This is a genomic window from Flavisolibacter tropicus (genome assembly GCF_001644645.1).
Classification (GTDB): Bacteria; Bacteroidota; Bacteroidia; order Chitinophagales; family Chitinophagaceae; genus Flavisolibacter; species Flavisolibacter tropicus.
In genome coordinates, this window is record NZ_CP011390.1 from 4,492,737 (window position 1) to 4,505,681 (window position 12,945).

14 protein-coding genes are annotated in these 12,945 nt (G+C 42.7%); 11 read left to right on the forward strand and 3 right to left on the reverse strand.

Annotation, left to right across the window (positions count from 1 at the left end; translation table 11 throughout):
* Window positions 1-57 precede the first annotated feature (57 nt).
* The 3 genes from SY85_RS19165 to SY85_RS19175 all read left to right on the forward strand — a co-directional run bounded on the left by SY85_RS19165 (window position 58) and on the right by SY85_RS19175 (window position 3,097).
* Window positions 58-2,019 (forward strand): T9SS type A sorting domain-containing protein, encoded by a 1,962-nt coding sequence (locus tag SY85_RS19165; RefSeq protein ID WP_066406589.1) that lies wholly within the window; start codon window positions 58-60, stop codon window positions 2,017-2,019.
* 113 nt (window positions 2,020-2,132) lie between these two features.
* Window positions 2,133-2,606, forward strand: coding sequence for a transcription elongation factor GreA (gene greA / locus SY85_RS19170; protein WP_066406590.1), 474 nt, complete (start codon window positions 2,133-2,135; stop codon window positions 2,604-2,606).
* 89 nt (window positions 2,607-2,695) lie between these two features.
* The gene (locus SY85_RS19175; RefSeq protein ID WP_099459398.1) at window positions 2,696-3,097 is read left to right on the forward strand and encodes an HIT family protein; all 402 of its coding nucleotides are present in this window, start codon (window positions 2,696-2,698) and stop codon (window positions 3,095-3,097) included.
* A 344-nt stretch (window positions 3,098-3,441) separates the two neighbouring features.
* On the opposite strand, the gene ruvC is transcribed toward SY85_RS19175, so the two are convergent.
* On the reverse strand, window positions 3,442-4,011 hold the full coding sequence (ruvC, locus tag SY85_RS19180; protein ID WP_071891038.1) for a crossover junction endodeoxyribonuclease RuvC: 570 nt from the start codon (window positions 4,009-4,011) through the stop codon (window positions 3,442-3,444).
* 23 nt (window positions 4,012-4,034) lie between these two features.
* Here ruvC and SY85_RS19185 point away from each other — a divergent pair, with 23 nt between their 5' ends.
* From SY85_RS19185 to SY85_RS19205, 5 genes are all read left to right on the forward strand, one after another.
* Complete coding sequence (locus SY85_RS19185) at window positions 4,035-5,063, forward strand: lysylphosphatidylglycerol synthase domain-containing protein (RefSeq protein ID WP_066406595.1); 1,029 nt, start codon at window positions 4,035-4,037, stop codon at window positions 5,061-5,063.
* A 25-nt stretch (window positions 5,064-5,088) separates the two neighbouring features.
* Window positions 5,089-5,919 carry a DUF3108 domain-containing protein gene (locus tag SY85_RS19190; protein ID WP_082886614.1) on the forward strand — a complete coding sequence of 277 codons (831 nt, stop codon included), beginning with the start codon at window positions 5,089-5,091 and terminating at the stop codon, window positions 5,917-5,919.
* Between the two features lie 529 nt (window positions 5,920-6,448).
* Complete coding sequence (locus tag SY85_RS19195; RefSeq protein WP_066406597.1) at window positions 6,449-7,132, forward strand: DUF6624 domain-containing protein; 684 nt, start codon at window positions 6,449-6,451, stop codon at window positions 7,130-7,132.
* A gap of 126 nt (window positions 7,133-7,258) precedes the next feature.
* The gene (locus tag SY85_RS19200) at window positions 7,259-7,675 is read left to right on the forward strand and encodes a nuclear transport factor 2 family protein (RefSeq protein WP_066406598.1); all 417 of its coding nucleotides are present in this window, start codon (window positions 7,259-7,261) and stop codon (window positions 7,673-7,675) included.
* A 193-nt stretch (window positions 7,676-7,868) separates the two neighbouring features.
* Window positions 7,869-8,345: an SRPBCC family protein gene (locus tag SY85_RS19205; RefSeq protein ID WP_066406599.1), complete on the forward strand. Its 477-nt coding sequence runs from the start codon at window positions 7,869-7,871 to the stop codon at window positions 8,343-8,345.
* A gap of 100 nt (window positions 8,346-8,445) precedes the next feature.
* Here the strand turns inward: SY85_RS19205 and SY85_RS19210 are convergent, their stop codons facing one another.
* Window positions 8,446-9,090, reverse strand: a complete 645-nt coding sequence (locus SY85_RS19210) for a hypothetical protein (protein ID WP_066406600.1) — start codon at window positions 9,088-9,090, stop codon at window positions 8,446-8,448.
* Between the two features lie 825 nt (window positions 9,091-9,915).
* Here SY85_RS19210 and SY85_RS19215 point away from each other — a divergent pair.
* Together SY85_RS19215 and SY85_RS19220 are read left to right on the forward strand one after the other, a co-directional pair.
* Window positions 9,916-10,497 (forward strand): hypothetical protein, encoded by a 582-nt coding sequence (locus tag SY85_RS19215; protein WP_066406602.1) that lies wholly within the window; start codon window positions 9,916-9,918, stop codon window positions 10,495-10,497.
* Between the two features lie 190 nt (window positions 10,498-10,687).
* Window positions 10,688-10,918: a hypothetical protein gene (locus SY85_RS19220; RefSeq protein WP_066406604.1), complete on the forward strand. Its 231-nt coding sequence runs from the start codon at window positions 10,688-10,690 to the stop codon at window positions 10,916-10,918.
* 23 nt (window positions 10,919-10,941) lie between these two features.
* Here the strand turns inward: SY85_RS19220 and SY85_RS19225 are convergent, their stop codons facing one another.
* Window positions 10,942-11,979 (reverse strand): IS110 family RNA-guided transposase, encoded by a 1,038-nt coding sequence (locus tag SY85_RS19225; RefSeq protein ID WP_066406606.1) that lies wholly within the window; start codon window positions 11,977-11,979, stop codon window positions 10,942-10,944.
* 190 nt (window positions 11,980-12,169) lie between these two features.
* Between SY85_RS19225 and SY85_RS19230 the strand changes: the two genes are divergently transcribed.
* A complete protein-coding gene (locus SY85_RS19230) occupies window positions 12,170-12,619 on the forward strand; it encodes a hypothetical protein (RefSeq protein ID WP_066406608.1) in 450 nt (149 codons plus the stop codon).
* Window positions 12,620-12,945: the final 326 nt, after the last annotated feature.

The window sequence follows — 12,945 nt, forward strand, 5'->3', positions numbered from 1 at the left end:
AAAAGCCTTCGGGCTTTTCTTTTTAACAAGTTGGCCGTACTAACCTAAACAACCCTTATGAAGACACGTCTACTTTTTATTACCTCCTTGTTTTTGTCCAAACTCATTTTTGCCCAGATCACCACACCCATCATTAAAGCGGGCTTCGGGGTAGATGCCGACCTGCGCGCCAACTATTTTGATGGGTTTTTACAAGCGGGCAATGACGACTGGTTTAATAATGGTACAGCGGGACCAGGCCAGTTTGTAATTGATACCACGGGTGCAGCTGCCATGGTTGCTCGCTTTGCTACTGATGCAGCATTTCGCAAGCAACCGTTCTTCCGTACCATGCGGGTACCACAATATTCTATTGTGAACAATAGAGTGTGGATCGATGCTGTTTACATACGCGATTATAATGGGCAATCTAACGGTGATGAAACCGCTTTTGTATCCAGTAATAAAAACGGTGCGAGTCCCGCTGTTTGGACGGGTGGTGCTACATCTGTATTAGATAAGAATGATATTGCCGAAATGATGGTACACGTACGCCGTGAAGGTCCAAAGGGCACCGATCCTCTTTGGTTTTTTGGGGGCGTATCGCTACAAGGCACTACGGGTAGCCGTTATTTTGATTTTGAGCTCTACCAAACTGATATTTTTTATACACGCTCTACCGGGCGTTTTACTAATTATGGTCCTGATGAAGGACATACTTCCTGGCAGTTTGATGCGGCAGGAAATATTTTAAAAACAGGCGATGTTATTTTCTCTGCGGAGTTCAGCAGTTCTTCGTTAACCTTGGTAGAAGCGCGAATATGGGTAAACAAAAGCGCCTTAAGTATCGCGCCAAAAACATTTGACTGGTCTGGCAGTTTTGATGGTGCATCTAACGGCTCTCAATTTGGCTATGCCAGTATTAAACCTAAAGTGGCTGGTACGTATTATACTGGCTTGCAAAGCGGTAATGGTACATGGGCAGGTCCATTTGGCTTTATTGATGATGCCGGTAATTACACTACTACCTATAAGGCCCGCCAGTTTATGGAGTTTTCCGTAAACCTTACTTATTTAGGTTTAGACCCGTTAACCCTTTTAGGTGGAAGCGCGTGTGGTTTACCGTTTCGTAGAATACTGGTAAAAACAAGGAGTTCTACTTCGTTTACGTCCGAGTTGAAAGACTTTATCGGGCCGTTTGATTTTTTTACAGCACCGCCGGTAGATGCCCAAGCTACAGTTCCCTATCTCTGCACACCAGGGCAGGTCAGTGAAATTAAAGTATTGAATCCTTTATCGGCTTCTGTATATACCTGGTCTACCCCCGATGGCCGCATTGTTGGTACTAACACTGGGCCCTCTATAACGGTAGATACCATTGGTACCTATATTGTGAGCCATCAATTGTTAGATGGCTGTAGCGCCTTTGCCAGCGATACAGTTATTGTAAGCAATGCACCAGTGGGTTGTACTACCTTACAGAATGGGTATCAATTGAAAGGGCGCATTCAGAATCGCAAATCCTATTTAAACTGGAAAGGCACTACCGGTGAAGGACAAACTTTTTGGCTGCAGCGCAGCACTGATGGAACCAACTTCAATACGGTGCAAACTGATTTTCCCCCTAACAATACAAGTGGATACAATACGGAAGATGATGTAAGCGGAATCAAAGCGCCTTCGATTTATTACCGGTTAATGATACGGGAAGCCTCGGGAAAAGTAAGCTATACGAATACGGTGCGTTTGCAAAACGAATGGCAGTCAGTAGGCGTGGTTGTATTTCCCAATCCGGCTACTGATAAAGTGCAGTTGTTGCTGCCGGCTGTAAAGCATACAGAAGCTTTTGTTAAGATATTTGATAGGGCCGGTGCTCTGGTATATATGGATAAAGTGATGTTGGGTGCATCTTCACAAGTATATGCTGTTAAAAATCCCGAACGCTGGCAGTCCGGACTTTACCTGGTGCAAGTGCAGGTAGGGGAGCTCAGCTTTACGCAGAAATTGATTCTGAATAATTCAGGTAAAACAGGCGAATAATGCCCCTACTATTATAAAATCAATATTTTTTTATCTTTGCATAGAATAGGCAACGCTTCGGTAACTACTGAAGCGTTGCTATTTTTTTCATATTACCCAAACGATTTTTGACTATGAGTGGTATTCAATACGTTACCAAAGAAACATTGGAACAAATGAGAGCTGAGCTGCAACGTATGAAAACGGTAGAACGTCCTGCAGCAGCAAGAGCTATAGCTGAGGCACGTGAAAAAGGTGACTTGCGTGAAAACGCAGAGTATGATGCGGCTAAAGAGGCTCAGGGAATCTTGGAGGCAAAGATCGCTCAATTAGATGGCCAGGTTGCTACAGCCCGTATTGTAGATGCCTCTACGATTGACACCAGCAAGGTTTCGATCCTGACAAAAGTAAAAGTGACCAATCTGAATACGAAAAAGCAGGTTACTTACCAGATAGTGAGTGAAGCTGAATCTGACCTGAAATCAGGAAAGATCTCTTCTACTTCGCCCATTGGTAAAGGCTTGTTAGGCAAGCAAGTAGGCGATGTAGCCGAAGTAACTGTTCCTGCAGGTGTTATTAAGTTCAAGGTAGAGGATATCACTATTTAATTAGCCAATTAGCTAATGTGCCGATTAGCTGATTGCTAAGTCGTTCACATCATCAGCTAATCAGCTAATCATCAAATTAGCTAATTATCATGAGCATTTTCTCAAAGATCATTGCCGGCGAAATACCCAGTTATAAGATTGCAGAGAATGAACAGTTCTTTGCCTTTCTGGATATTTTCCCGCTGCGAAAAGGACATGTATTGGTGATCCCTAAAATAGAAGTGGATAAGCTGTTTGACCTGCCGACCGACTACCTGTCGCAAATGCTGGTCTTTGCACAGCCTATTGCCACGGCTATTGAAAAAGCTTTTAAATGCAACCGTTGTGGTATTAGTGTGGTGGGTATAGAAGTGCCGCATGCACACATGCACCTGCTACCAATCAATTCGGCTAATGATTTGAACTTTACACAACCTAAGCTGAAACTTTCTGAAGCTGAATTAAAAGAAGTGCAGGAAAAGATATTGACCCAGCTTAACCTCAGCGCCTAAAGAGTAGCGCTTCGCGCTGTTTGTTTCACGCAGAGGCGCGGGGGACGCAGAGCGCGCCGGGGGCGCGGAGAGGGAGGAACCGCGGAGACACAAAGACACGAAGGGGCACAGAGAATAGGAAAAGAATTTAAAACAAAAGCACTCCACTTAAAGGAGTGCTTTTGTTTTATAGTTCATTCTTTCTTGAGCCTTGATCATTGAGTATTGAAAGTTGATTATTGAACATTCCTTCTTCATTCTTCCTTCCTTGTTCCTTGTTCAATATTCCTCTCCTTGTTAACTTTTCAACTTGTTAACCTGTCAACCTTCTCCTCCTAATCCTTCAAATCTGGAAAATCCTAGTTCTATCCTACTCTGTCCGGGTTTTCCTGCATAAACTTTTCCCAGCTGGAGACCGTTTTCTTCCGTGATGTTCTTTTGGGTGTGGGTAGTCCATCAGAAAAATGATGGCAGATAGCTACGGCCAAGGCATCCGTAGCATCAAAAGATACCAGGCCTTCTGGCAGCTGTACCAAGTGCTGCAGCATTTTAAACACCTGCTCTTTATCGGCATTACCAGTTCCGGTAATGGCTTGCTTTACCCGCTTGGGCGAATATTCCGCTACCGGTATATTCATGCTTAATGCGGCGGCCATGGCTACGCCCTGTGCCCGCCCCAGTTTGAGCATGGATTGTACGTTCTTTCCAAAGAACGGCGCTTCAATGGCAAACTCAGTAGGTTTATAAAGCTTTATCAGTTCTGCTACCTTGTCATAAATCAGGTGTAAGCGTTCGTAATTATCTTTTTTAGTAGGCAGTTTTAAAACGTTGATCTCTAATAGCTTGATCTTGTCTTTAACAATAGCTATCACACTATATCCCATGATTACGCTTCCGGGGTCGATACCTAAGACTATTTTATGCGGTTTTTCCAAGGCGGTGTTTATTTTTACCGCACATGCGGCTGAACAAAAATATTAAATTCCTGATCAATTACTTTTTGGGCCCGTTGCTATTTGCCTGGTTGTGTTTCTCTATTTACCAGCAGGTGAGCGGCCAGTCGCAGGTAGCGGCCACCTGGCTGCATTTGAAAGAAGCCCTGATCAATGGCAAAGGAGGTAACCTGGCACTGGCAATGTCATTAATGGTGGCCAATTGGGGACTGGAAACCGTTAAGTGGCAGATGGCTATAGCACCGGTACACCAGTTGCGCTTTTGGCAGGCCTTTAAAGCCGTTCTTTCTGGTGTAGCTTTTTCCATTACTACTCCTAACCGTACAGGCGAATATGTGGGACGTATGCTGTATATGCCAGAGGGCAAGCGGTTAAAAGTTATTGCTGTTACCTTGATCAGCAGTTGCAGCCAGTTGCTGATCACTTTTTTGTTGGGCACTATTGGATTGATCGTGCTAAAATCAGCATTGCTGAAAGCATGGCCTGCATTGGACGTTTGGTATCCTTACATTGTAACAGGCCTAGTCTGCGGTACTAGTATTTTAACACTGCTTTATTGTAAAGTTTCGCAACTGGAGCGGTGGGCCGAGCAATGGCTGAAACGTAATAAGTATCTTTATTTGGTAGAGGCGTTGCGCAATTATAGCATGCAACGTTTGGCTGCCATCTTGCTTCTTTCTTTTACCCGGTTTTGTGTGTTTGTGGTGCAGTATATTTTACTTTTTCATTTATTTGAAGTCCATATACCTGCAGTGACACTTTTTTGGATCATGAGCCTTATATTTTTAGGATTAGCCATTGTTCCAAGCATCACTTTAGTTGAAATCGGTGTCAGAGGAGAGATAAGCTTGTTGTTAGCAGGCTTGTATTCAAGCAATAACCTGGGTATATTACTGACGTCTGTGTCCATTTGGCTGATCAATCTGATCATCCCTGCGCTAGCTGGTAGTGTGTTGATATTGGGCATACGGATATTCAAAAAACGAAAAGAACGACAACAGGCGTATAAAGGAAAGCAGGCGGAAGTTTTATAAGGCGAATTTTAAAACTAATGGCGTCATGAAGCGATTTAAATCTGTACTGTTACTATTCGGACTGTCTATACTTGTGGGATTAAGAGCTGAAACGCCGGTACAGGAAACACCTGTCGAAACGTACGATACATTTTGCAGTATACGCAACAATTCTTTTTTGCCTGGCGAGGAACTGAAGTTTACCGTTTACTATTCTCTATTTGGTATTTATGTAAATGCGGGTCATGCTACCGCCGTTACTTCATTGGAGCATGTCAACAATAAACCCGTGTATCACGTGGTAGGAACGGGCGGATCTAACTCATCGTACAGTTGGGTAGGGAAGGTCAATAACCGCTACGAATCTTACATCGATACCATGACCTTTCAGCCGGTAAAGTTTGTTCGCAACGTGCACGAGAACAACCACAAGAAGTACGAAAATGTAACGTTTAACCGGGTGGCTAATACGGCCATCAGTAACGACGGCGTGTTTAAGGTGCCCGCCTGTGTACAGGACGTGGTAAGCTCTATTTACTTTGCGCGCAACATCAATTTTGATAAGTATAAACCTGGCGACAAGATCTCTTTCAGCATGTTCATCGATAACGAGGTGTACAACATGTATATCCGTTTCATGGGCAGAGAGGAGATCAAAACCAAGTACGGTAGATTCCGCACTATCAAGATTAAACCATTACTTGTGAAGGGTGATGTATTTGATGGCGGTGAGAAGATGAACCTGTGGGTAACGGACGACGCTAACCGAATTCCGGTGCGCGCCGAATCTCCATTAACCGTAGGTAGTATTAAAGTAGACATGATGGGCTACAAGAACCTGCGCTACCCGCTGACATCGCTGATGAAGGTGCGTTGATAAAACGTGAGAGAGCGCTGCAAGCTGCACGCTACAAGCTGCAAGCAGAGCGCGCCGGAGCGCGCGGAGAGAGAGGAACCACAGAGGTACAGCGAACACAAAGGAGCACAGAAAAAGGGTTTCGCACAGAGCAAAGGAGAAGGATTTTGTGATTTCGGATTTCAGGTTTCAATCTTCCACTCTTAACCTGCATGCCAATCATAACGCCTCTGGCTTTTGTCATCCCGAACGCAGTGAGGGATCTCAGAGACTACGGTTATAGGACAAACTGCAATCATGGGAACTCTTGCTGTCAGGCGTAACTTGATCCTGAGCCTGTCGAAGGGAGCATCTGCTTTTATACTAAAAGAAAGTCTCAAAACCCAAATGCCAACTAACGCAAAAGCGTATCCGCCGCTAGCAGTACATAGCACTTCTCCTGCCGTATAGCAATACTATCTCACACCTGACCACGAAAAGAGGATCCGTTCAAACGATAGTGATCTATTGATCCTATGTATATTTAGCATACCTATTCAAAGTATTCAACATGCGCTATACTTTACTAACTGCCCTTTTTTGTTTATCTGCATTTATCATGCATGCTCAATCCAAACTGAATATCACTTTAAAGCGAGAATTAGATAGCATGCTGGTACTCGACCAGAAATACCGCAATATTTTAAGTTTAGACCTAGAGGAAAAAGGCGATTCATTGGCATCAGTTTATAGTATTAAGAAGGAGGATTTAACTGATTACTTATGGAAGCAACAATTGTTAATCGATTCCTTAAATACAATACGTGTAATTGAAATAATAAAGACACATGGCTATCCGGGAATTTCGCTAGTAGGTGAGCCTGCAAACGAAGCTGTATTTTATATTATTCAGCACTCTAAAGTCATTGACACATACCTGCCTTTTATAAAGGAAGCTGCAGAGAAAAAGGAACTTCGTTTCTCGCTTTATGCTATGATGCTTGACCGGTCATTAATGTTCCAGGGAAAAGAACAGCTCTATGGAACACAAGGAACATCCTTTTATGTAAAGAATCCGCAAACTGGTGCAAGTGAAAGAAAATGGATCATATGGCCCATAAAAGATGTCGCAACTGTAAATAAAAGAAGAAAGGATGCTGGCTTTGAACAAACTGTTGAGGACAATGCTAAGCGGTTAGGCATTGAATACCAAGCGCTGACTTTGGAAGAGGTAAATAGAATGAGAGGGTTTTAACCATTTTCGTTAGATATAGTAAGTGGTGCTGTGATTAGCCTTCCAATTGCACTACCTTTATTCTCCCTCCTTGTGATATTCCCATCTGTACCACATGTCCTATTATTTCACCTTTAAATAAATCAGATGGAAACCTCAACCGCTGTTGCTACTTCTCCTTCATTAAAACTTGTTCAGCAGGCTTACACCGATTTTGCTAATGGAAACATTGCCGGCATCATTGATGCTTGTGCTGATGATGTGGCCTTTGGAACATACAGTAATCCGTATGTTCATCCTTCCGGGTATTTCTATGGAAAGGAAGGTGCGATAGAGTTCTTTAAGCAAGTGGAGGCGAACTACAATATCACCCTCTTTGAGCCACAGGAGTTTATTACTCAAGGCGATCGAGTGATGGTGCTAGGCCGCCAGACGGCAACCGTTAAACAAACCGGCAAGACCATTGATCACAAATGGTGTATGAGCTTTACTGTGCTCAATGGAAAGATCAAAGATTTTTTTGAGTTTGGTGACTCTTACCTGATCGCACAGGCTTTCCAGTAAGATTGAACCGCTTCTCTTTTGTTGTTGGTGTTTAGTAACAATGCAGCTATTCCATATCTCTATCAGATATGGAATGGCTATTCATATGTACCAATGCTAAACAAAGTACATAACAAGCTATGGTATCCTATCTTTGATCATTGTGTTGTATGCTATTATTACAACACAATGATACTTACCTAAACAACCAACCATGACAACCAATAATACCATCCGTGTAGAAACACAAATGATGATCCGCAAGCCGGTAGATCAGGTGTTCCAGGCATTTATTGATCCAGCTATTACCACCAACTTTTGGTTTACCAAATCCAGCGGGTTATTAGAAGCCGGTAAGACCATAACCTGGGAGTGGGAGATGTATGGTGTATCTATCAACGTGGTGGTAAAAGAAATTATTCCCAATCAGAAGATTGCCACCGAGTGGGGTGATCCGGCAGTAGCCGTAGATTATGAGTTTACCGCATTGGATGCCCATAGAACCTATGTAGTGATCAAGAGTTATGGATTTACGCAAACCGGTACTGATCTGATAGAAGTGATCAAAGACAATACTGGTGGTTTCACAACCGTATTAGATGGTTTAAAAGCCTATTTAGAATACAACATGCGCTTGAATCTAATAGCTGATAAGTTTCCCAAAGAAGTAATGGCGCACGGTAACCAATAAGCTCACTATTGATACGTAGAAAAGGTTCGGGATATTTCCCGAACCTGTGCTTACGTGATATTGAAACGGAAATGAGATAACCGCACGGAACAAAACGGATCTATAAATTTGCGGCTTGTTGTTTCGGCTTGCGGTTCATCCAACCCAGCACCAGCTTAAACTCGACACCTACAGGTGATTGTATTGAGTTGATGTTGGCAAAAGTGCCCACACCTAAACCGGCAAAAGAAGCAAAGGCCCAGGTGAAATCGGCCCTTAATAGGCCGCCTACTGTTGATTTATCTGTAGACGTTTCATCATAATTGGAAGTGCTGCCAATGATCCAAAAACCACCTGACTGAGGTTGGAATGTAAACTCTTGTCCTTTCACCATAGAAATACCAGCTTCTGTTGTGATCCAGGTTTTTCGGCCCAACTCAAAAAGCTTTCCACCAGAAAGACTAAAACTGACCAAGTTATTTTCTGGGTACATGGCAATGAACAAGGCAATATCTGGTTCATAGTCCTTTGGCAGGTTATTCGGATTCAAACTGAAATCCTGGTATGAAGCAGATACCGTCCAGTTGTTTTTCCATACACTTTGAACTGCTATTCCGCCCACAACCCCGCTACTGGTGGTAGGACCCATCCCCCCTTGCAGGTATATTTTTTTTAAAGCCGATGGCTTGGTTTGCGCTTGCACATTTAACGAAAACAGCAGAAGAAGGCCTATCCAATAAAATGGACGTGTAGAATTCCGGAACATGAGTATAGGTTTTAGAGTGTTTAAATCGAAGTGGTAACTATCTGGCTATTGGATGGTTATTGTTCCTGTTAGGGAAACCGATAGTGGATGCGGAGCCAGTTCTTAATGGATGTTGTTTGTTACTACAAAGCTATCATGTGTCCCAGACTGTTCCTAGTGATGGAATACTAATGCGCACAACTATTATTGGCAATTTTTACTAATAGCTGAGCTGCAGAAAGGGTAGTAGTAAAAAACCGTAGCGGGATGAAGAAATAAGAGTGCTTTTGCAATTTTTGCAAACCGGGTTATTGGGACTTGTGTAATCGGTATCATTTTATAAGGAGGATGTATTGATAGCTGCTATTTCTAGTACGCAATAAGCATTCAGTTGATAAAGACTTTTGGCTAACCCTAAACTTGTTGTAGGAGGTATTTAGGAATCGCTATCGCTACCAGCGTTCATTATCAATCTGACTGCCAGAAATAACGCCTCAGGCTTTCGTCAGCCTGAACAGTTTATCCTGAGCGAAGTCGAAGGGTAGTGAAGGATCTCAGAGACTACAATAATAAACTAGGTAGCTACAATAATGCCTCTTGCTGTTAGGCTTAACTTGTTTCACCTTCTAGTAATGAATTCCCAATAGGATAGCAAAGAAGAGAACATTTGTTCTATTAGCATTGCGCTTTTGGGGTTAACTGCAATTGTTGAAACATGCGCTTTTCATGTTAACGTTAACAAAGAAACGCAAGTGCAATGTGTTCAATATTATGCGTTAACAACTTAGCGGCAAATCTTACCAGACTGCAAAAACATGCGTAGATTTGAGTGTTAGCAGCAATTCTATGAAACAATCAACATTACTAGTTTTCATATTGTTCTTATTAAGTTGCTCAGTTAGTGATTTACAGAAAAGAAAAATCCACATTATTGACACGGATTGGACTTTTCGGCTTCCTAACAAATTGACACTTTCTGATTCTTCTTTTGATAGTAACGGTAATATGGAAAGGCGTTTGTATGAAGAGATATCTAATAATACACCCCTGTTTTCTATCAAGAATCCGCAAAAGGGTTTTGTGAGAAGCGGTCTTTGCAGAGACACTATAGAGCCTAAACAATTGGAAGCAAATCTAGCCAGTGTTGCTACTTGGTATTTTCAAGTTAGAAGTCTGTCAGATGACGTTAAAGTATTGGATACGGCTTTTACTACTGAAACCGTGGGCGGTTTGCCATTCAAAAGACAGTATATCAAATATGTTAATTTGGATACCAAAGATACCATGCGCAAATATGATTACTATGGTACATTGAAAACAGACCATAAAAAAGGCAATCTCTATTTAGTAATTGATATTCAATTTACCGATTCAACTTATGGTAGCTACTATCTTGATCTATTAAAAAGTTCAAGTTTCTCAAATTAATGCGCCTAACATCAGCTCCTATGTAAAGAGATAGCTGGTTTTTTATAAAGTTACATTGATTTTCATGTATATTTTTTGGGGTTCTGTTGGTCCCGTTTTGTTTCCTCAGCTCAATAGCGTTCCCCTCAGCTGACAATACATTTAATCCTAACCCTTTTGATAACTTTTCTCCTACGCCAGCTGTAAACGAATGGTGGTTTTGTCTTCTCAATACCTTTGTCCTGAGCATCCTATAAGCAGTCGGATCCTTCGTCCGCTGCAAGCATTTATCAAAGAAAAGGAAGTGGCGCTGTATGCTTTGCAAAAGCAGTCTGCAAGAAGCGCTGCGGCTTCATTTGGTACAGCTGCACACGATGTTTTACAGTCGCCACTTTTTTTATTGTTTGTTCTTTTATGCATCGTTAAAAGGCTAAAGGGGTAATAAGAAGCACTTTCCCTAGACGGCTACGCTGCGGCTTTACTTGCCTTATACGGTTCGCCTTTTTTAATGACATGATAGATCCGGCTTAACGTCTTGGCCGCCATCTTAATAATGATCTTGCGGTGATCACAGCCCTTTCTTTCCAGATAATACTGCATCAGTTCTTCATCTTTTTTTGCAGCTATCCAGGCACCTTCGATCAGGTAACTCCTTAGTAAGTTCTTGCTCCGATAGGTAATGCCCCGGCTATAGCTTTTCTCTCCCGAGCTATGCAGGGAAGGCACCAACCCTACATAACTGCTTAAGCGGTCAATGCCTTTGAACCTTCTGAGGTCGCCCACTTCAGAGAGTATGGCGATAGCAATAAAAGGCCCTACGCCAGGAATAGACCGGAGTAGGTAATAGTCTTTCCGGTAATTTTTCCTTGCATAACTTCTCAGTTCATTGCAGACACTCAGGTATTGCTTTCTCAAGAAGTCATATTCATCCAGGCGGCTTTTCATTGTCTGGGCAGCCGTGGGGTATCGCCATTTAAGTTTAGAAAGCCAAAGTCCCATTGCCTTACTCCAGTTAATGTTGTCATAGTGTGCTGGTAGATTGATGCCATAATATAGAAGCATGCTCTTGATGTGACATTTGATCCGTCTAAGGCTTTTTACTAAATCATTGCGACGCCTGAACAGGCTTCTGAACTGTTCTTGTTTTTCTTCCGGAATGTGGATGCCTCTGAGATGGCCGGAAGCCAGGTGGTGGCACAGATAGCGGCTGTCAATCTTGTCTGATTTGTTGGTGCTTTGTTTATTGATGCGTGGGATGTCTGCAGGGTTAACCACCAACACGTCCCAACCGGCAGCACTCAAGCTGCGATAAATATGATAGCCGCAACAGCAGGCTTCATAACAGCATTGTATGGTGTAGCCTTTGTAATACTTGTTTACGTAATGGGTGAGAGTGTCAGCATTTGCTTCCATGGAGAAGCGTTTAAGTACCACCTGACCTTCCTGGATAGTGACACTCCAACTTTTCTTATGAACGTCGAGCCCGATAAAGAGATGTTTCATAACTTACCTCCATTATTTTAGATATGGTAAGCTACTCTTTTACATATATGCTTTCTAAAACCACGGCTGACGAATATGGCTTTAGTTAATTAACTTTATTAACCTACAGAACTGTTGTGGAGCACCATGAACACGGACTTCCGCGGCTTCTGAAAGCTGTTCTCCGCTAGCGGTAATTATAAAAGTCACTATGAAGCAGATAGCTTTAGTCCTTTCCGTTTTTATATTCAGTGCATTTCAGCAGGATAATACTGTAAAGGTTTTGGGGTTCTTCTCAAACGAAAGAAGTGCTGATGGTGAGCATTCGTCGGGATACACATTGCGCCTTTGGCAATATAATGGCAGTTTGATAGGTATTCTTTCTTATAATCAAGGACTAATAGGTGACCAGGTTGTAAATGTAATCAGCAATATAACTTACAATAAGACAAATGGCGACATTTCCTTTGGCTGTTCTTTAGACGGTCAAGCAGTTACCTTCAAAGGGAAAATCCTTCCGACTAAAGTTACCGGTTCTTTTACATGGAGCAACAGAGTGGATAAAAACCAATCTTTGAAAAGCTGTTGCAAGGATGCTGAGATATACAAAAACTACAAGAGCTATAAAGATTGGGAGAAGATGATGCGACAACTATATTAGAACTACCGTTAACCTCGGATCCTATGTAAAGGAGTAGCTGGGTGTTTTCTAAAGTTACGTTGGTTCCGGTCCCCGCCGTGTCTCCTTCACATAGCCTTGCGCGTGGCAAGGGACACGGCAGCTGTCGTGACTGGTAAGGTTAGCTTCATTCTTGTGTCTATGTAAAATAGCTAGACCGGAAAGATACAGTCACCACTTCCTGCTACCGCCGTGTCCCTGCAATCACACAAAGCCAGGCAAAGGAGACACGGCGCGGACCGGCAAAGGCAAAGCCTACTACTTTGCGTTTGATAGGTAAGCATGGGAAAGCGTACCAGCTATTTGCG

Bases quoted from the DNA above. Each gene is read 5' to 3' on its own strand.
- SY85_RS19165 (WP_066406589.1), top strand. From the start codon at position 58: ATGAAGACACGTCTACTTTTTATTACCTCCTTGTTTTTGTCCAAACTC.
- greA (WP_066406590.1), top strand. From the start codon at position 2,133: ATGAGTGGTATTCAATACGTTACCAAAGAAACATTGGAACAAATGAGA.
- SY85_RS19175 (WP_099459398.1), top strand. From the start codon at position 2,696: ATGAGCATTTTCTCAAAGATCATTGCCGGCGAAATACCCAGTTATAAG.
- SY85_RS19185 (WP_066406595.1), top strand. From the start codon at position 4,035: ATGCGGCTGAACAAAAATATTAAATTCCTGATCAATTACTTTTTGGGC.
- SY85_RS19190 (WP_082886614.1), top strand. From the start codon at position 5,089: ATGAAGCGATTTAAATCTGTACTGTTACTATTCGGACTGTCTATACTT.
- SY85_RS19195 (WP_066406597.1), top strand. From the start codon at position 6,449: ATGCGCTATACTTTACTAACTGCCCTTTTTTGTTTATCTGCATTTATC.
- SY85_RS19200 (WP_066406598.1), top strand. From the start codon at position 7,259: ATGGAAACCTCAACCGCTGTTGCTACTTCTCCTTCATTAAAACTTGTT.
- SY85_RS19205 (WP_066406599.1), top strand. From the start codon at position 7,869: ATGACAACCAATAATACCATCCGTGTAGAAACACAAATGATGATCCGC.
- SY85_RS19210 (WP_066406600.1), bottom strand. From the start codon at position 9,090: ATGTTCCGGAATTCTACACGTCCATTTTATTGGATAGGCCTTCTTCTG.
- SY85_RS19215 (WP_066406602.1), top strand. From the start codon at position 9,916: ATGAAACAATCAACATTACTAGTTTTCATATTGTTCTTATTAAGTTGC.
- SY85_RS19220 (WP_066406604.1), top strand. From the start codon at position 10,688: ATGGTGGTTTTGTCTTCTCAATACCTTTGTCCTGAGCATCCTATAAGC.
- SY85_RS19225 (WP_066406606.1), bottom strand. From the start codon at position 11,979: ATGAAACATCTCTTTATCGGGCTCGACGTTCATAAGAAAAGTTGGAGT.
- SY85_RS19230 (WP_066406608.1), top strand. From the start codon at position 12,170: ATGAAGCAGATAGCTTTAGTCCTTTCCGTTTTTATATTCAGTGCATTT.